The organism is Paracoccaceae bacterium, assembly GCA_019454225.1.
Taxonomy (GTDB): domain Bacteria; phylum Pseudomonadota; class Alphaproteobacteria; order Rhodobacterales; family Rhodobacteraceae.
Genome location: CP075370.1, coordinates 3,888,667 through 3,906,570, shown reverse-complemented (window position 1 = coordinate 3,906,570; position 17,904 = coordinate 3,888,667). Strand labels below are relative to the sequence as shown.

The window sequence follows — 17,904 nt, the reverse complement described above, 5'->3', positions numbered from 1 at the left end:
GGTCACAGCAGCATCTCGCGCAGGTCGGTCGGGCCGTCGTCGGCCCCCGTCAGGTCAAGCTGCCCCTCCAGATGGTCGATATGATGGTCCATCAGGTGCCGCGCCCGCGCCGCGTCGCCCGCCGCGATGGCCGTCACGATGCCGTCGTGTTCGTCCGGGCCGCATTCGGCCTGGCTGCGGGTCTGGTACATGGCGACGATCAGCGAGGTGCGTGATACCAGGTCACGCAGCACGTCCCACAGATAGGGCGATCCCGCCAGTTCCCCCACCAGAAGGTGAAACCCCCCGGACAGCCGCACGCAGGCCTTGGTGTCGCCGCGCAGCCCCGCCGCGCGTTCCTCGGCCACATGGGCGCGCAGCCGCGCGATGGCCTCGGGCGCGGGTGCGGCGCACAGCCGCTCGACCAGCCGCGCCTCGATGGTGCGCCGTGCAAAGAAGATGTCGCGCGCCTCCTCGATCGAGGGCTGCGACACGAAGGCGCCCCGGTTCGGCACCAGCGTCACCAGCCCGTCGCGCTCGAGTGCGGCAAGCGCCTGCCGCACCCGGGCCCGGCTGACCGAAAAGATCTCGGCCAGCTGCTCTTCCTTGAGTCGGGTGCCCGGCTTCAGCTTCCGCTCGGCGATCGACTGCCAGATCCGGTTGTAGATCGCCGTATGCGGCGCCTCGCCCATGGTTTCGGTTTCGCTCATCGAAACAGCCTCCGCCACTGATATTGCATCAGATTCGCGCCTCGCGCGGCCAAAGTCAACATTTCTGTTCCGAGACTGATAAAAAATTGTAGACAAAAAGTCAGCCGTATGTTTGCAATATATGCATCGCCGCCCTGCACCGCACGCAGGGCTCGCGTTGCCGCAACGCACAACGGGGAGACCGACCATGCTGCGCCCACTGATCACTTCCGCCACGCTCGCGACGCTTCTTGCGTCGGGGGTCAGCGCCGAGACGCTGCGCTATGCCACCGCGCGCGATGTCTACGGGCTCGATCCCCATGCGGTGACCGACAGCTTCACCAACATCTTCACGCATCACATCTACGAACCGCTGGTGCGCTACGACGCCGACCTGAACATCGAGCCCGCACTCGCCACCCGCTGGGAAATGATCGAGCCGAACCGCATCCGGTTCTTCCTGCGCGAGGGCGTCACCTTCCACGGCGGCGAGGCGCTCGACGCCGATGACGTGGCGATCTCGCTGATGCGCGCCGTCGATCCCAAATCGCCGCTGCGCGGCAACCTGCCCGGCCTCAAGGCGGTAGAAAAGGTCGACGACCTGACGGTCGACCTGGTGATGGAGGGGCCGACGCCGCTCCTGAACAACTACCTGACGAACATCTTCGTGCTGGATTCCGGCTGGCTGGAAACCCATGGCGCGACCGCCCCCATCGACGCCAGTCGCGGCGAGGAGGGCCATACCACCAACAACGCCAACGGCACCGGCCCCTTCCGTCTGGAAAGCCGCCGCCCCGATGCGCTGAACGTCCTGGTCGCCAACGAGACCTGGTGGGACACGCCGCAGCACAACCTGACCCGCATCGAGCATTCGCCGATCGCCTCGGCCGCCACCCGCGTCGCGGCGCTCCTGTCCGGCGAGATCGACCTGATCGAGCCCGCGCCGCTGCAGGATGCCGCGCGCATCGACGCCGCCCCCGGCGTGCGGATGCTGGAAAACCCCGGCCTGCGCAGCATCATGATGGGCTTCAACATGGGCCCCGCGCTGAACGACGGCAATGTCGAGGGCAACCCGCTGGCTGACCTCCGGGTGCGCCAGGCGATCTACCACGCCATCAACATGGACCTGATCCGCGACCGCATCATGCGCGGCAAGTCGCGGGTCACCGGTTCGCTGATCGCGCCCGAGGTCAAGGGCTTCACCGACGCGATGGACGAACGCCTGCCCTTCGACCAGGACAAGGCGCGCGCGCTGCTGGCCGAGGCGGGCTATGCCGACGGCTTCGCCTTCAACCTGAACTGCCCGAACGACCGCTACGTGAACGACGAGGGCATCTGCCAGGCCATGGCGGCGATGCTCAGCCAGGTCGGGCTGGAACCCCGCCTCGTGACCGAACCGCGCCAGATCCACTTCCAGAAGGTCGATGAACGCAAGGTCGACATGTTCATGCTGGGCTGGGCCACGCTGCCCATGCTCGACGGCTTCTCGGTGCTCTCGGCGATGCTCGCCACCCCCGGTGGCGAATACGGCACCTTCACCCCCTCGGGCTATTCCAACCCCAGGGTCGATGAACTGACCCGCGCCGTCGCGGTCGAGATCGACGAGGAAAAGCGCCAGGCGATGATGATCGAGGCGCTGATGCTCGCCAAGGCCGACATCGCATGGCTGCCCGTCCACCAGCAGCCGCTGTCCTGGGCCGCCAGCGACAAGGTCGAGGTGCCGCAGGCCGCCGACGATCTGGTCCGCCTGTGGTATGCACGGGTAAACCCCTGATCCCCCGGGGCCGCGCGCCGGACGCGCGGCCCATTTCCCGCCGGAACGAGGTGATGCCATGCTCGGCTTTCTGATCCGCCGCATCGTCCAGTCGGTCTTCGTGATGCTTGCCGTCGCGCTGATCGCCTTCATGATGTTCCGCTTCATGGGCGACCCCGTGAACTCGATGGTGGCCGAGAACGCCAGCACCGAGGAACGCGACGCCGTGCGCGAAAGGCTGGGCCTCGACCAGCCGCTCTACGTGCAGTACGGGCGCTTCGTGGTCCGCGCCGCGCAGGGCGATTTCGGCCTGTCCTGGCGCAACGCCCGCCCGGTGTCGACCCTGCTGGCCGAACGGTTCCCGGCGACCGCCGAACTCGTCCTGGTGGCGGCGGGGCTGTCGCTGCTCCTCGGCATCCCGCTGGGCATCCTGACGGCGCTGCGACCGCGCAGCCTGTCAACCCAGACGCTGCAATTCATCTCGCTCGTCGGCATCTCGCTGCCCACCTTCGTCACCGGCATCCTGCTGATCCTGGTGTTTTCGGTCTGGCTCGGATGGCTGCCGTCCTTCGGGCGCGGCACCGTGATCGACATCGGATGGTGGTCCACCGGGTTCCTCACCGTCTCGGGGCTCAAGGCGCTGATCCTGCCCTCGGTCATGCTCTGCCTGTTCCAGCTGACCCTGATCATGCGCCTTGTCCGGGCCGAGATGATGGAGGTGCTGCGCACCGACTACATCAAGTTCGCCCGCGCCCGCGGCCTGTCCGACCGCTCGATCCACTTTCGCCATGCGCTGAAGAACACCCTGATCCCGGTGATCACGATCTTCGGGCTTCAGCTTGGCGGACTGATCGCCTTCGCGATCATCACCGAAACGGTGTTCCAGTGGCCGGGGATGGGCGCCCTGTTCATCCAGGCCGTCAGCTTCGGCGACGTGCCGGTGATGGCCGCCTATCTGGTGCTCGTCAGCCTGATCTTCGTCGTCATCAACACCACCGTCGATCTGCTCTACGCCGTGCTCGACCCGCGCCTGCGCGTCGAAGGCACGCGCGCCGCGCACTGACCGCAGGAGCCACGCCATGTCCGCAGCCCTCTCACCCCTCGCCCGCGTCTGGGCCAGCGATGTCGGCTGGAGCTTCCGCCGGTCCTGGACCGCGCGCATCTCCGCCGTGCTGATCGTCATCCTGTTCGCTGCCGCGGCGCTTGCCCCCCTTCTGGCGACGCAGAACCCCTATGACATCTCGCAGCTCAGCCTGTTCGACAGCGAACTGCCCCCGGCCTGGGTCGACGGCGGCGACCCGCGCTATCTGCTGGGCACCGACACCCAGGCGCGCGATGTCTATTCCTCCATCCTCTACGGCCTGCGCCTGTCGCTGCTGGTGGGCTTTGCCAGCGTCGCGCTGGCCGCCGCCATCGGCATCTCGCTGGGGCTGCTGGGCGGCTTCGTGGGCGGCTGGATCGACGGCGCGATCATGCGCTTCGCCGACATCCTGCTCAGCTTCCCCGCGATCCTCGTGGCGCTTCTGGTCAACGGCATCGCCCGCGGCATCCTGCCCCCCTCGCAGCACCAGGAGGCGGCGATCTGGGTGCTGATCCTCGCCATCGGGCTGACCAACTGGGTGCAGTACGCCCGCACCGTGCGCGGCTCGACCATGGTCGAGCGGCAGAAGGAATACGTGCAGGCCGCGCGCATCAACGGCGTCTCGGGCGCGGGCATCATGTGGCACCACATCCTGCCCAATGTCCTGGGCCCGGTCCTCGTCATCGCCACGATCAACCTCGGCATGGCCGTGCTGACCGAGGCGACGCTGTCCTTCCTGGGCGTCGGCATGCCCGCCACCCAGCCCTCGCTCGGCACCCTCATCCGCATCGGGAACGAATACCTGTTCTCGGGCATCTGGTGGGTGGTGATCTTTCCCTCCGTCGTCCTTGTCGTGCTGGTCCTTGCCGTCAACCTGATGGGCGACTGGCTGCGCGACGCGCTGAACCCGAAGCTGAGGTAACCCGCCATGACCCTGCTTTCCGTCGAGAACCTCACCGTCGCCTTCCCGTCGCGCACCGGCAGCACCAATGCCATCGAGGACGTCACCCTGACCGTCGCCCCCGGCGAGATCCTCGGAATGGTCGGCGAAAGCGGCGCGGGCAAGTCGATGACGGGCGCCGCCATCATCGGCCTGATCGAACCGCCCGGCCGCATCGCCGGGGGCCGCATCCTGCTCGAGGGGCAACGCATCGACAACCTGTCCCCCGACGCGATGCGCCGCATCCGCGGCCGCCGCATCGGCGCGATCTTCCAGGACCCGCTGACCAGCCTCAACCCGGTGCTGACCGTGGGCGAGCAGCTGGTCGAGACCATCCGCACCCACCTGCCGCTGTCCCGGGCGGAAGCCCGCGAACGCGCAATCGACTGGCTGCGCCGCGTCGGCATCCCGGCCCCCGAGAAACGCATCGACACCTACCCGCACCAGTATTCCGGCGGCATGCGGCAGCGCGTGGTGATCGCGCTGGCGCTCTGCGCCGAACCGCGGCTGATCATCGCCGACGAACCCACGACCGCGCTCGATGTCAGCGTGCAGGCGCAGATCATCGCGCTCCTGCGCAGGCTCACCCGCGAAACCGGCGCGGCGGTGATCCTCGTCACCCACGACATGGGGGTGATCGCCGAAACCGCCGACCGGGTGGCGGTGATGTATGCCGGGCGGCTGGTCGAGGTCGGCGCGGTGGCCGAGGTTCTGGAAAGCCCGCGCCATCCCTACACCGCCGGCCTGATGGCCTCGATCCCCCGCATCGGCCCGCGTCCCGATCGCCTGCCGCAGATCGAGGGCGCGATGCCCCGGCCCGCCAACCGTCCCGCGGGCTGCGCCTTCGCCCCGCGCTGCCCCCGCCGCATCGACCGCTGCGCCACGATCCGCCCCGAGCTTGTCACCACGGGCGCGCGCGCCACCGCCTGCCACCTGACGGAAGAGGTTCCCGCATGACCGACACTCCGAACCTGGTCGAGGTCGCCGGTCTGAAAAAGACCTTCGACCTGTCGCGCCCGCTGCTCAACCGCCTGATCGAGGGAGGCGGACGGCAGTTCGTGCATGCCGTCGACGGCGTCGATTTCGTCATCCCGCGCGGCCGGACGCTCAGCCTCGTGGGGGAATCGGGTTGCGGCAAGTCCACCGTGGCCAAGCTGATGATGGGCCTCACCCGCCCCACGGCGGGCAGCATCCGCTTCGACGGCCAGGAACTGGCGGGGCAGCCCGCCGGCAAGCCCGCCGCCACCCGCCGCCGCATGCAGATGATCTTTCAGGACCCCTATGCCAGCCTCAATCCGCGCTGGCGCGTGGCCCGGATCATCGGCGAACCGATGCTGTCCTTCGGCACCCATCCCGACCCCGCCGCACGCCGGCGAGAGGTCGACCGCCTGCTGGAATTCGTCGGCCTGACCGCCGCGGATGGCGAGAAGTTCCCGCACGAGTTCTCGGGCGGGCAGCGGCAGCGCATCTCGATCGCGCGCGCGATCTCGACCAGGCCCGAGTTCCTGGTCTGCGACGAGCCGACATCGGCGCTCGACGTCTCGGTGCAGGCACAGATCCTGAACCTGATGCGCGACCTTCAGCGCGAACTGGGCCTGACCTACCTGTTCATCAGCCACGACCTTGCCGTGGTGAACTACATCTCCGACATGATCGGCGTGATGTATCTGGGCCGCCTGGTCGAACTCGCGCCCGCCGACGACATCTTCGCCCGCCCGCAGCATCCCTACACCCGGCTGCTGCTCGATACCGTCCCCGACATCTCGATGAAGAACCGCGACGCCGACCGCCCGGCGGGCGAGGTGCCGAACCCCATCACGCCGCCGCCCGGCTGCCACTTCAACCCCCGCTGCCGGCTCGCCATCGACCGCTGCCGCGCCGAGGCCCCGGACTTCGCGCGCCATGGCCGGGCGCAGGTGCGCTGTCACCTCGCGGGAACGCCTGCCATGCAACCGCGGATGCAGGCCCAGGTCGGCCCGCTGGCGCAACGAAAGGCCGGATGATGCAGTTCGACTTCACCAGCCTGCCGCCCGAAGACCGCTATCGCCTGCTGACGAACTTCGTCGGCCCGCGGCCCATCGCGCTCGTCACCACCCGCGCCGAAGACGGCCACGACAACGCGGCACCGATGAGCTTTTTCAACGTGTTCTCGCACGAACCGCCAATCGTCATCATCGGCTTCAGCGCCCGGCCGAACGGCGGCGAGAAGGATACGCTGCGCAACATCCGCCGCACCGGGCAGTTCTGCGTCAACATGGTCGACATGGCGCTGTCCGAGGCGATGATCCTCTGTGGCATCAACTTCGCGCCCGAGGTCGACGAACTCGCCTTCGCCGGGCTGGCCGCCGCGCCCTGCCGCCAGATCGGCGCCGCGCGCCTGGCCGACACGCCCTGCGCGATGGAATGCCGGGTCGAGCGCATCATCGACTTTCCGCGCCGCGCCATCGTGCTGGGCGAGGTGCTGGAAATGCACGTCCGGCGCGACTGCCTCGACGAACGCGGCCGCTATGTGAACCCCGATGTCTACCAGCCCATCGCGCGGCTTCACGCCGACAACTACATCGTCAGCGACCGCCAGTTCGAGCTGAAAAAGCCCGCCGACGCCGCGGTCTGGGAAGCCGCGCAGCTGGCCGCGCCGAAGGAAAGGGTCGGCTGATGCGCCTGCATGTCGTCAATCCCAACGGCACCGCGTCGATGACGGCGCAGGTGGGCCGGGCCGCCGCGCGGGTCGCCGCTCCCGGCACGGTCATCGACCTGTGCAACCCCGACGGCGCCCCCGCCTCGATCGAGGGCTACGCCGACGAGGCGCTGGCCGTGCCCGCGATGCTGGCGGCGATCCGCGCCGCCGAAGCGCGCGGCGCCGCGGCCCATGTCATTGCCTGTTTCGACGATCCCGGCCTCGATGCCGCCCGCGAGGTCGCGGCCGGCCCGGTGTTCGGCATCTGCCAGGCCGCGATGCAGGTGGCGATGACGCTCGCGGCGCGGTTCTCGGTCGTCACCACGCTGCCCCGCTCGGTCCCGATCATCGAGGATCTGGCCGATGCCTATGGCGCCGGCCGACGCTGCCGCCGGGTGCGCGCCATTGACCTGCCGGTGCTGGCGCTCGATGACGATCCGGCCCGCGCGCAGGCCCTGCTCGCCGCCGAAATCCGCGCCGCCCGCCTGCTGGACGGGGCCGAGGCCGTGGTGCTGGGCTGCGCCGGGATGGCCGACCTCTGCGCCGCCCTGACCGAGGAGACCGGCGTTCCGGTGATCGACGGGGTGACCGCCGCCGTCAAGCAGGCCGAGGCCCTGGTCGGCATGGGCTACCGCACCTCCAAGCTCGGGGCCTATGCCTGGCCCCGCGCCAAGACCGGCGGCTTCCGGCTGGAGGTCGCATGACCGCCGACCTCCTGATCCGCAACGCCCGGCCGATGGGCGGCCCCCCGGCCGATATCCTGATCCAGGCCGGCCGCATCGCCGGTATCGGCCCGGGCCTTGCCGCCGCCGCGCCCCCGGGCATCGCCGCCGAGGACGCCCGGGGCGCCATCGCCATCCCCGGCCTGGTCGAGGCGCATACCCATCTCGACAAGACGGTGATGGGCATGGGCTGGTATCGCAACGCCGTCGGCACCGACCTGCGCGCGATGATCGACAACGAACGCCGCGCCCGCACCACGCTCGGGCTCGATCCGCACCGCCAGTCGATGCGCCACGCCCTCGCCCTCGTCGGCAACGGGACCACCCACATCCGCAGCCATGTCGATGTCGACACCGACCACGGCCTTGCCATGCTCGAAGGCGTGCTGGCCACCCGAGAGGCGCTTGCGGCCGAGGTCACGATCCAGATCGTGGCCTTCCCGCAGTCCGGCCTCGTCATCCGCCCCGGCACTGCCGACCTGCTGGACGCGGCGCTGCGCATGGGTGCCGATCTGGTCGGCGGGCTCGACCCCTGCGCCATCGACCGCGATCCCCGTTCGCATCTCGACACGATCTTCGCCCTGGCCGACCGCCACGGCAGGGAAATCGACATCCACCTGCACGAGGCGGGCGAACTCGGCGCCTTCACGACCGAGCTGATCCTCGAACGCACCCGCGCCCTCGGCATGAAGGGCCGCGTCGCCATCAGCCATGCGTTCTGCCTCGGCATGAACGACCACGCCCGGACCGAGGCGCTGATCGCCGCGCTCGCCGATCAGGACATCGCCATCCTGACCACCGGCGCCCCCTCGCGCGAGGTGCCGCAGGTCCGGCGCCTGACGGCGGCGGGGGTGCGGATGGGCGCGGGCTGCGACGGGGTGCGCGACACCTGGAACCCCTGGAACCGCCCCTGCATGCTCGACCGCGCCCGCATCCTCGCCCTGCGCAACAACCTGCGCGCCGATGCCGATGTCGAACTGGCCCTGTCGGTCTGCACCGCCGGGGGCGCGGCCGTCATGGCGCTCGACGGCTACGGCCTCGCCCCCGGCTGCCGCGCCGACCTGACGCTGCTCACCGGCACAACCCTGGCCGAGGCGGTGGCCGATGCCGCCCCCCGACCGCTCACCGTGAAATCCGGCCGCGTCGTGGCGCGCGACGGCCGCGCCCTCAAGGATGCCCCCTGATGCTCGACAGCCTCACCCTCGGCCAGCGCCCGGCGGGCCGCACCGCGCTTGCCGCCCGCTGGATCGTGGCCCATGCCGATGGCGGCCACCGCCTGCTCGAGAACGGCGAACTGGTGATCGAGGGCGACCGCATCCTCCACGTCGGGCCCCGCTTCCCCGGCGAGGTCGCGCGCCGCCTCGACCTGGGCGAGGTGCTGGTCTCTCCCGGCTTCATCGACCTTGACGCGCTCTCCGACCTCGACACCACGATGCTGGGCGTCGATTGCGGCCCGGCCTGGGCCAAGGGCCGCGTCTGGCCGCAGACCTACATCGACCGTGGCCCCTACGAGATGTATGCCCCCGAGGAACTGGCCTTCCAGAAGCGCTTCGCCTTTGCCCAACTGTTGTGCAACGGCATCACCTCGGCCCTGCCCATCGCCTCGCTCTTCTATCGCGAATGGGGCGAGACGGTGCCGGAATTCGAGGCCGCAGCCCAGGCCGCGGGCGATCTCGGGCTGCGCGTCTGGCTCGGCCCGGCCTATCGGGCGGGGGGCATGGTCTGCACCGCGCCCGGCATCCTCGAACCCCGCTTCGACGAGGCGCGCGGCCTGCGCGGCCTGAATGACGCCATCGCCTTCGTGCAGGCCCAGGCGGGCCGCTTCGGCGGGCTGGTGCAGGGCATGCTGGCGCCCGACCGGGTGGAAACCTGCACCGAGGCGCTCCTGGCCCGCACCATGTCGGCCGCCCGCGACCTCGACGTGCCGGTGCGGCTTCACATGGCCCAGGGCGTGATGGAACGCGAGGCCGTCGCCCGCCTGCACGGCACCACCGCGCCGCAATGGCTGGCCCGCTTCGGCGCGCTGACCGACCGCCTGATCGCCCCCCATGCCGTGCAGGCCACCGCCGATGACCTTCTGCTCTACGCCGACCATGGCGTCACCATCGCGCATTGCCCGCTGGTCTTTGCCCGGTCGGGCGGGGCGCTGAACTCGCTGGCCAGGGTGCGGCGCATGGGTATCCGGCTGGGCATGGGCACCGATACCGCCCCGCCCGACATGGTGCTGAACATGGCGGTCGGGGTGATGGCGGCGCGGATGATGGGCGACGGCATCGACGATGCCGCGCCCCAGCACCTGTTCGACGCGGCCACCACCGGCGGCGCCGATGCGCTGCGCCGCCCCGACCTCGGCCGCCTGATGCCCGGCGCCCGGGCCGACATCGCGGTGTTCGACATGGCCGATCCGCTGATCGCGCCCCGCGTCGATCCCGTGCGCAGCCTGATCCTCGGCGCCACCGGCCGGGTCACCCGGGCGGTCTTCGTGGATGGCCGCCTGTCGATGCGCGACGGCCAGGTCGCGGGGTTCGACATGGTCGCGGCGCGCGCCCGGGCGCAGGCCCAGTTCGACGGCCTCGTGGCGAAATACCCCGACCGCACCTTCGGCCACCCCTCCGTGGGCGCGATCTTCCCGCCATCCTATCCGCCCCTCTGATCCGCGACGCGCTACTTCACCCGCAGGTCCGGCAATCCGCCCTCGGGTTCGCCCTCGGTGGCATAGCGGGCCTGCAGCACCTCGATCATCTCGACCTTCTTCGGCACCGTATGGGCCGCCGTCACGCCGTCCTCCTCGTCGAACTCCCGCGCCGTCGCGCCGAACCGGGGCTTCGGCCCGTCAAGCCCCGCGCCGGTCCGGGCGCGGTAGTAGTCCACCGTCTCGGCACCCCGGATCACCCCCGCCAGCCGGGCGTGCATCCAGCTTTTCAGGATGTCGTTCGCGCGCGGGCCCCAGCCCTCGCCCATCGACTTCAGGAACTTCACCACATCGGCCTCCAGCCGCAGCGTGACCTTCACCGTGGCGCTGTGCGGCTCGGCCCGGGCGATCTCGTGCCAGGCGGCGGGCACGCGACCGGTCATCGCGATGGTGTTGTGCAGGTCCCATTCCAGGCGGCGCATGACATCGGCCATATAGGCGTAATGGGCGGCCTGGCGGGCCGGACGGCGGGCGGGCGGGGTACGGCGGGGCATGGCGTCTCCTGTGCTGCGCCAAGGCTCGCGCGGCGGCATGAACGACGCCTTACCGGCGCGCGCGCCGTCCCGACGCAGGCCAGACGTGCGCCAGACGCCTGCCAGACCGTCAACCTTTCCTTAACCAAGGAGCCGTTCCATGGCGGAATGTCACCATGGCGCACGCTCCTTGCCGTCTGCCCGATCCTCGCCGCCTGCGGTGCAAGCCCGGCGCCCGAATTCTTCGGCGCGGCCCGCCGCGACGTCACCGTGGATGGGCGGCAATATACGGTATTCTTTACCGAAAACCGCGTCCAGGTGATCCGGCTCGGCTATGCCGCAAGGGGTGAACACCAGGCGATCCGGGCCACCATGATCGGCCTGATCGAACCCGTCACGGGCTGCCGGCTGGCCGATCGCAGCCTCCAGGGTGACAGCGGCGAAATGCGCGGAACGCTGCGCTGTTAACCCCGCGCGAATCACCCTATGCTGCACCGCAGCAAAGGGGGTTCCCATGGCCCATGTCCTCACCATCGCCCAGCAGAAGGGCGGCAGCGGCAAGACCACGCTCGCGGTCAACCTCGCCGTCGAGATTGTCCGCCGCGGTCAACGGGTTGCGCTGCTCGACACCGATCCGCAGGGGTCGCTCGGCCGCTGGTTCATGACGCGCCGCGACCGTGGCGTGTCCGACATGGACTTTTCGACCGCCTCTGCCTGGGGGGTCGGCTATGAGGTTGAAAAACTCAGGAAAAGCAATGACTTCGTGATCATTGACACGCCCCCCAAGATCGACAGCGACCTGCGCCCGGCCCTGCGAGAGGCCACCCTGATCCTGATTCCGGTCGCGACCAGCCACGTCGACCTCTGGGCCACCGATGGCGTACTCGATCTTGCGGCCCGCGTCAGCAAACCCACAACACTTGTGCTCAACCGCACCCGCTCCGGCACCCGCCTCGCCGAGGAAGTGGCCGCCGCCGCCGCCGAACTGACCCCCGACATCGCCCGCGCCCGCCTCGGCCAGCGCATCGCCTTCGCCGAGACGCTGGGTCAGGGCCTGGGCGTGGCCGAAACCGGCCAGAGCCCGGCAGCCACCGAAATCGCCGCCCTGGCGGACGAGATCATCGCCCGCCTCAACGCCTGAGGATCAGCACCCAAAAGGCATATCCGGCGGCCGCGAGGAACATCGCGGCCCAGATCCAAGCCCCTGTGGACGCTTCGAAAATTGCCCATGCGCCAGGCACCGCGACGGTCGCCCAGCGAACCCAGGCCCGTGCGAACATCGGGTGGTCCGCGTCAAGAAACCGCTTCAACGCCGCCGGTCCCGCCGCGCGCTCATCGGCTGGAACGCGACGCCGACATGCGCCTCGCAATAGGGCTTGCCGGGCAGCGACGGCAGGCCGCAGAACCAGAAATCATCCGTCGCCGGATCGCCCACCGGCCATTTGCAGGTGCGTTCCGTCAGTTCCATAAGCGTAAGTTTCCGCGCCCTTTTTTCGACCTCGCGCACCGAAGCCAGGGCCTCGGGGCTGATCTCGTTGGCCGATGGCTGGGGCGGCAGCGGCTGTCCGGCGGGCACGATCGGCTTGCGGGCGGGCAGGGGCGTCACGTTCGACGCGGGCGCCACCGGCGGCACCGTTGCCGGGCGCTCGGCGGCCGGGCGGGGAATCTCGGCCGGCCGGGCGGCCGCCTCGGCCTGCACCACGCGCGGCGCAGGATCGGCCGCAGCCACCTGCGGCACGGCCTCTTCCTCGCCATCCTCGCGGCCGCCGACCCCGCCAACCCGGTTCGACAGGCCCAGGCGATGCACCTTGCCGATCACCGCATTGCGCGTAACCCCGCCCAGTTCCTTGGCAATCTGGCTTGCACTCTGGCCCTCGGCCCACATGCGCTTGAGCGTCTCGACACGCTCGTCGGTCCAGGACATCCGTCGTCTCCCATGGCAATGGCGGGCAAAGGACGGGCGGCCCTTCGCAAGTCGCGCATTTTAGCTGCCCCGGTCGCGGATACAAGCCGCCCCGGCGTTGACGCATGCCCGCCGCGCTGCTAGCCGCCACACGGCCACAACCGGGGGCGCGCCATGTCCGATCTCGTGCTCGGCGATCACCTGACCGTCCTGCGCCCCGCCGCGCTCGCGGCGCGGCGGGTATCGGCCACCTTCCTTGTGGTGGGGGCGGCGCAGGGGATGACCTCGTTCCTGGCCTATGCGCTGATCCGCGCCGGGGTCCACCTGGGCGACCGTTTTCGCGAGGTGAATCACGAGGATGCCGAATTCGCGGCGCTGTTCTTCAACCCCCGCCGCGGGCGCACGCCCGCCGAGACGGCGGCGCTGCATGATCTGATCGCGCGGCGCAACGCCATGCACCCCCGCTGGGGTTTCAAGTTTCCCCGCGCCATCGCCCTCGTGCCCGACCTGGCACCCCTGCTGCGCGACCCGGTCGTCGTGGTGGCCCTGCGCAATCCGCTCGCGGTGATGCAGTCGATCCGGTCGCGCAACCTCGACACCGGGCGGGATGGCCTGTGGCTGCTGCGCAAGGGGCTGGCTGCGCATCTGGCGTTGTCCGACGTGGCCGACCGCACCGACGCGCCCTTCGTGCTGTGCGACATGGACGCGGCCCGCGCCGCGCCGCTGCCGTTCCTGACCGATCTCTTCGCCATGCTCGGGATCGAGGCGGATGCCGCGACGATTGCCGCCGAGATCGCCGAACCCGGCTATCGGCCGCTGCCCGATGCCGCTGGACAAGACGGCGACGAACCGGCATAGAGCGCCGATGATCGCGCTCATGGCCCCCCTGCCCATCCGACGCCGACGCTGACGCACACCCGTCCGCGCGGGCCATCCGCCTGCGATCCCTTCCCTCTTTGTTGACATGCCGTCTGCCCTCGGGCACCCCTTGGGCCTTGCAATCGGGAGCTTGCCGATGACCTCTGCCGTCCTTCCCACCTACAACCGCGCGCCGCTGTCCTTCGTGCGCGGCGAAGGCTCCTGGCTGATCGCGGAGGACGGGTCGCGATACCTAGACCTCGGTGCCGGGATCGCGGTGAACGCGCTTGGGCACGCGCATCCGGCCCTTGTTGCCGCGGTGACGGCGCAGGCGCAGAAGCTCTGGCATGTGTCGAATGTCTACCGCATCCCCGAGCAGGAGGCGCTGGCAGAACGGCTGGCGAATGCGACCTTCGCGGATCGCGTGTTCTTCACCAACTCGGGGACCGAGGCGGCGGAACTGGCGATCAAGATGGTCCGCAAGTACTGGCACGAAAAGGGCGACCCCGACCGGACGCAGATCGTGGCGTTCGAGGGGGCATTCCATGGCCGGTCCACCGGCGCCATCGCGGCGGCCGGGTCCGAGAAGATGACCAAGGGCTTCGGCCCGCTGATGCCCGGCTTCACGCACCTGCCCTTTGGCGACCACGATGCGCTGCGCGCTGCCGTGACCGACCGCACGGCGGCGGTTCTGGTCGAGCCGATCCAGGGCGAGGGCGGCATCCGCGTGTTGCCGGACGCCTGCCTGAAGGGGCTGCGCGATCTTTGCGACAGCACCGGCGCGCTGCTGGTGTTCGACGAGGTGCAATGCGGCATGGGGCGCACCGGCAGGCTGTTTGCCCATGAATGGGCCGGGGCCGCGCCCGACATCATGATGGTGGCCAAGGGCATCGGCGGGGGCTTTCCGCTGGGAGCGGTTCTGGCGACCGAGGCGGCCTCGGCCGGAATGACGGCCGGAACCCACGGCTCGACCTATGGCGGCAATCCACTGGCCTGCGCCGTGGGTCTTGCCGTCATGGACCATGTCGACGATCCGGCGTTCCTTGCCGAGGTGTCGCGCAAGGGCGCGCTGTTCCGCCAGCGGCTAGAAGGGCTGGTGGCCGCCCACCCCGACGTGTTCGAGGCCGTGCGCGGTCAGGGCCTGATGCTGGGGCTCAAGTGCCGCGTGGCGCCGGCCGATGTCGTGAAGGCGGGATATGCGCAGAACGTGCTGACCGTTGCTGCCGCCGACAGCGTGGTGCGCCTGCTGCCCGCGCTGAACATCCCCGACGACGACATCGCCGAGGCGGTCCGACGCCTGGATGCAGCCGCCACGGCGCTTTCGCAGAAGGCCGCCTGACCCGCTTCCCATTCCAGATGCCCCCGGGGGAACCGGGGGTCCGGCCCGCCGGCCGTGCTGCAAGAGACACGACATGAACCATTTTCTCGACATCCATACGACCGACGCCGCCGCGCTGCGCGGCATGATCGACGCCGCCCGCACCATGAAGACCGCGCGGGGCGACCGTCCGCGCGGCGCCCCCGACGACGACCTGCCGCTTGCCGGACGGATGGTCGCGCTGATCTTCGAAAAGCCGTCGACCCGCACCCGCGTCAGTTTCGACGTCGGCGTGCGCCAGATGGGCGGTGCCACCATGGTGCTTTCGGGAAAGGAGATGCAGCTTGGCCATGGCGAGACCATCGCCGACACGGCCCGGGTGCTGTCGCGCTATGTCGACCTGATCATGATCCGCACCTATGAGGAGGCGACGCTGCACGAGATGGCGGAACATGCCACGGTGCCGGTGATCAACGGCCTGACCAACCGCACCCATCCCTGCCAGATCATGGCCGACGTGATGACCTATGAGGAACACCGCGGCCCGATCGCCGGGCGCAAGGTGGTCTGGTCGGGTGATGGCAACAATGTCTGCGCGTCCTTCATCCATGCCGCAGGCCAGTTCGGGTTCGACTTCACCTTCACCGGCCCGCCGCCGCTGGACCCCGAGGAGGCCTGGGTGAAGTTCGCCCTGTCCAAGGGTGTGGGCATGCGCATCGAGCGCGATCCGTTCAGGGCGGTCGAGGGGGCCGATCTGGTGGTGACGGACACATGGGTCAGCATGCACGACCCCGAAAGCGCCAAGGAGCGCCGCCACAACCAGCTGCGTGGCTATCAGGTGAACGAGGCGCTGATGGCGCGCGCCAAGCCCGATGCGCTGTTCATGCACTGTCTGCCCGCGCACCGGAACGACGAGGTGACAAGCACGGTGATGGACGGGCCGCATTCGGTGGTTTTCGACGAGGCCGAGAACCGCCTGCATGCGCAGAAGGCCGTCATGCGGTGGTGCCTGGGCGTCTGATCGGCATCGACGGAGCGAGGGGGAAAGCCATGGCCACGGGACTGCTGGTCATCGACATGCAGATGGGGATGGCGGACCGCACGACGGCCGGGCGGCCGCGCGCGAACCCGCAGGCCGAGGATCATGTGGCGGCGCTGCTGTCGCTGTTCCGGGAACGCGGGCTGCCGGTGGTGCATGTGCATCATGACGATCCCGACCCTGCCTCGCCTTTCCGCCGCGACGCGCCGGGCGGGGCGCCGATGCCCTGCGCGCTGCCGGTCGCTGGCGAGGCGGTGATCTGGAAATCGGGGTCGTCGGCCTTTGCCGGGACCGGCCTTGACGCGCATCTGCGCCGGGCGGGCATCGACCGCCTGGTGCTGGTGGGGGCGGTTGCGGCGTTCTGCGTCACCTCGACCTGCCGCTGGGCGCATGACCTGGGCTTTGCCGTCATCCTGCCGGGCGATGCCCTGATCGGGTTCGACATTCCTGCCCATGACGGCGGCAGGATCGACGCCGCCACGGTCCTGCGCGTGACGCTGTCGCTGCTCGGGGCCGATTTCGCACAGCTGGTGACGGCGGATCAGGTGGCGGGCCTCGTCTGAACGGCGCCGGGGATCACGGCCGCGTCCGCCGCCGCCGCGCGGGCCGCCAGGGACGACACGAACAGCAGAAGCGCCGCCAGGACACCGAAGGTCAGGCGGAAGCCGACCGCCTCGGCGGCGAAGCCGATGGTGGAGGGCGCGACCAGGATGCCCGCGTAGCCGACCATCGTGACCACCGAGATCGCCGCGCCCGAGGGAAGCCCGGGGTGGTTCCCGGCCGCGGAAAAGATCACCGGCACCATGTTCGCCACACCGAGCCCCGCCAGGGCGAAGCCCGCGATCGCGATCCCGGCGTCGGGCGCGGATGCCGCGACGGCAAGCCCTGCCGCGCCGATCAGGCCCGATACGCGCAGGGTGCGGACGGCACCGAAGCGGTTGCGGATGGCATCGCCCGCAAAGCGCACCACGGCCATGGCCCCCGCGAACAGGGCGAAGGCCAGGCCCGAGGTTTCGACGCCCGCGCCGAGTTCCTTGCCGAGGTAGAGTGCGGCCCAGTCGAGGACCGCGCCTTCCGGCACCATCGACAGCAGGGCAAGCGCCCCCAGAAGCCACAGCGCCCCGTCATGCGGAATCAGGCGCGTCTGCGGCTCCGTCCGGTCGCGGGCGGCAGGGGGATCGCCGGCCATCAGGTAGGGTGCGGCGATCAGCACGAGCGCCAGGGTGATCCCTGCGGTCGCCATGGCCTGCACTTCGGACCCGGCCCGGGCGATGATCACGCTGCCCGAGGCGCCGCCCGCAAAGCCCCCGAGGCTCCAGAACCCGTGCGAGGAGGACATGATGGCCCGGCCGAGCCGACGCTCGACCTCGACCGCGTTCGCGTTCATCGCCACGTCCATGCAGCCGATCATCGCGCCGAACAGGGCCATCGCAACTGCCAGCAGCGGCACCGAAGGGGCAAAGACGACCACCGGCAACACCGGCACGATGGCGAGCATGAAGGTCCGCAGCACGGCGCGTGCGCCGAAACGCCCGATCAGGCGCCCGCAGAACAGCATCGCCCCCACGGCCCCGGCACCCAGAACCAGGATCAGCAGGCCCAGTGTCGCTTCGCCGATCCCGTGCCGGGGCAGAAGCAAGGGGATTTGTGGCGCCCAGGCCCCCATGACGAAACCGTTGGCCAGGAACATGGTGGCCACGGCCCACCGGCCCCGCGTGGCTGAGGTTGCGTCATCCATCCTGCTGTCCCCTGGCCATGCGCCCCGCTTCCTAGCCTGCCG

General features: G+C 69.8%; 19 protein-coding genes. 15 read left to right on the top strand and 4 right to left on the bottom strand.

The features are described 5' to 3' along the window. Window positions 1-2: 2 nt before the first annotated feature. Window positions 3-689 carry a GntR family transcriptional regulator gene (locus KF887_18545; GenBank protein QYK41340.1) on the bottom strand — a complete coding sequence of 229 codons (687 nt, stop codon included), beginning with the start codon at window positions 687-689 and terminating at the stop codon, window positions 3-5. 187 nt (window positions 690-876) lie between these two features. Between KF887_18545 and KF887_18540 the strand changes: the two genes are divergently transcribed. Genes KF887_18540 through KF887_18500 form a run of 9 tightly spaced genes read left to right on the top strand, consistent with a single transcriptional unit; the run spans window position 877 to window position 10,494 of the window. Then, window positions 877-2,442 carry an ABC transporter substrate-binding protein gene (locus KF887_18540; protein QYK41339.1) on the top strand — a complete coding sequence of 522 codons (1,566 nt, stop codon included), beginning with the start codon at window positions 877-879 and terminating at the stop codon, window positions 2,440-2,442. Window positions 2,443-2,500: 58 nt separating this feature from the next. After that, window positions 2,501-3,484 (top strand): ABC transporter permease, encoded by a 984-nt coding sequence (locus KF887_18535; GenBank protein ID QYK41338.1) that lies wholly within the window; start codon window positions 2,501-2,503, stop codon window positions 3,482-3,484. Between the two features lie 16 nt (window positions 3,485-3,500). Beyond that, window positions 3,501-4,424, top strand: a complete 924-nt coding sequence (locus KF887_18530) for an ABC transporter permease (GenBank protein QYK41337.1) — start codon at window positions 3,501-3,503, stop codon at window positions 4,422-4,424. A 6-nt stretch (window positions 4,425-4,430) separates the two neighbouring features. Further along, the gene (locus KF887_18525) at window positions 4,431-5,399 is read left to right on the top strand and encodes an ABC transporter ATP-binding protein (GenBank protein QYK41336.1); all 969 of its coding nucleotides are present in this window, start codon (window positions 4,431-4,433) and stop codon (window positions 5,397-5,399) included. Further along, window positions 5,396-6,445 (top strand): ATP-binding cassette domain-containing protein, encoded by a 1,050-nt coding sequence (locus KF887_18520; protein QYK41335.1) that lies wholly within the window; start codon window positions 5,396-5,398, stop codon window positions 6,443-6,445. Before KF887_18525 ends, KF887_18520 begins: the two co-directional genes overlap by 4 nt. Then, entirely contained in the window at window positions 6,445-7,098 is a 654-nt protein-coding gene (locus tag KF887_18515; GenBank protein ID QYK43651.1) for a flavin reductase family protein, read from the top strand. Before KF887_18520 ends, KF887_18515 begins: the two co-directional genes overlap by 1 nt. After that, window positions 7,098-7,823 carry an aspartate/glutamate racemase family protein gene (locus tag KF887_18510; protein QYK41334.1) on the top strand — a complete coding sequence of 242 codons (726 nt, stop codon included), beginning with the start codon at window positions 7,098-7,100 and terminating at the stop codon, window positions 7,821-7,823. Before KF887_18515 ends, KF887_18510 begins: the two co-directional genes overlap by 1 nt. Continuing rightward, complete coding sequence (locus KF887_18505; GenBank protein ID QYK41333.1) at window positions 7,820-9,025, top strand: amidohydrolase family protein; 1,206 nt, start codon at window positions 7,820-7,822, stop codon at window positions 9,023-9,025. Before KF887_18510 ends, KF887_18505 begins: the two co-directional genes overlap by 4 nt. Next, window positions 9,025-10,494, top strand: coding sequence for an amidohydrolase family protein (locus KF887_18500; GenBank protein ID QYK41332.1), 1,470 nt, complete (start codon window positions 9,025-9,027; stop codon window positions 10,492-10,494). The genes KF887_18505 and KF887_18500 overlap by 1 nt, the downstream gene beginning before the upstream one ends. A gap of 11 nt (window positions 10,495-10,505) precedes the next feature. Here KF887_18500 and KF887_18495 read toward each other — a convergent pair whose 3' ends face one another. Beyond that, a complete protein-coding gene (locus KF887_18495; protein ID QYK41331.1) occupies window positions 10,506-11,027 on the bottom strand; it encodes a BrnA antitoxin family protein in 522 nt (173 codons plus the stop codon). A gap of 147 nt (window positions 11,028-11,174) precedes the next feature. On the opposite strand from KF887_18495, the gene KF887_18490 reads away from it, so the two are divergent. Continuing rightward, window positions 11,175-11,474, top strand: a complete 300-nt coding sequence (locus KF887_18490; protein ID QYK41330.1) for a hypothetical protein — start codon at window positions 11,175-11,177, stop codon at window positions 11,472-11,474. Window positions 11,475-11,520: 46 nt separating this feature from the next. Continuing rightward, a complete protein-coding gene (locus tag KF887_18485; GenBank protein ID QYK41329.1) occupies window positions 11,521-12,147 on the top strand; it encodes a ParA family protein in 627 nt (208 codons plus the stop codon). A 165-nt stretch (window positions 12,148-12,312) separates the two neighbouring features. Here the strand turns inward: KF887_18485 and KF887_18480 are convergent, their stop codons facing one another. Continuing rightward, window positions 12,313-12,930 (bottom strand): GcrA cell cycle regulator, encoded by a 618-nt coding sequence (locus KF887_18480; GenBank protein ID QYK41328.1) that lies wholly within the window; start codon window positions 12,928-12,930, stop codon window positions 12,313-12,315. A 153-nt stretch (window positions 12,931-13,083) separates the two neighbouring features. Here KF887_18480 and KF887_18475 point away from each other — a divergent pair, with 153 nt between their 5' ends. The 4 genes from KF887_18475 (at window position 13,084) to KF887_18460 (ending at window position 16,687) form a co-directional block, all read left to right on the top strand. Then, the gene (locus tag KF887_18475) at window positions 13,084-13,767 is read left to right on the top strand and encodes a hypothetical protein (protein ID QYK41327.1); all 684 of its coding nucleotides are present in this window, start codon (window positions 13,084-13,086) and stop codon (window positions 13,765-13,767) included. 157 nt (window positions 13,768-13,924) lie between these two features. Continuing rightward, complete coding sequence (locus KF887_18470; protein ID QYK41326.1) at window positions 13,925-15,106, top strand: aspartate aminotransferase family protein; 1,182 nt, start codon at window positions 13,925-13,927, stop codon at window positions 15,104-15,106. Window positions 15,107-15,179: 73 nt separating this feature from the next. Next, entirely contained in the window at window positions 15,180-16,106 is a 927-nt protein-coding gene (gene argF / locus KF887_18465; GenBank protein QYK41325.1) for an ornithine carbamoyltransferase, read from the top strand. A gap of 29 nt (window positions 16,107-16,135) precedes the next feature. Then, complete coding sequence (locus KF887_18460) at window positions 16,136-16,687, top strand: isochorismatase family protein (GenBank protein ID QYK41324.1); 552 nt, start codon at window positions 16,136-16,138, stop codon at window positions 16,685-16,687. On the opposite strand, the gene KF887_18455 is transcribed toward KF887_18460, so the two are convergent. After that, on the bottom strand, window positions 16,666-17,862 hold the full coding sequence (locus KF887_18455; GenBank protein ID QYK41323.1) for an MFS transporter: 1,197 nt from the start codon (window positions 17,860-17,862) through the stop codon (window positions 16,666-16,668). The two genes, KF887_18460 and KF887_18455, sit on opposite strands and share 22 nt — an antisense overlap. Window positions 17,863-17,904: the final 42 nt, after the last annotated feature.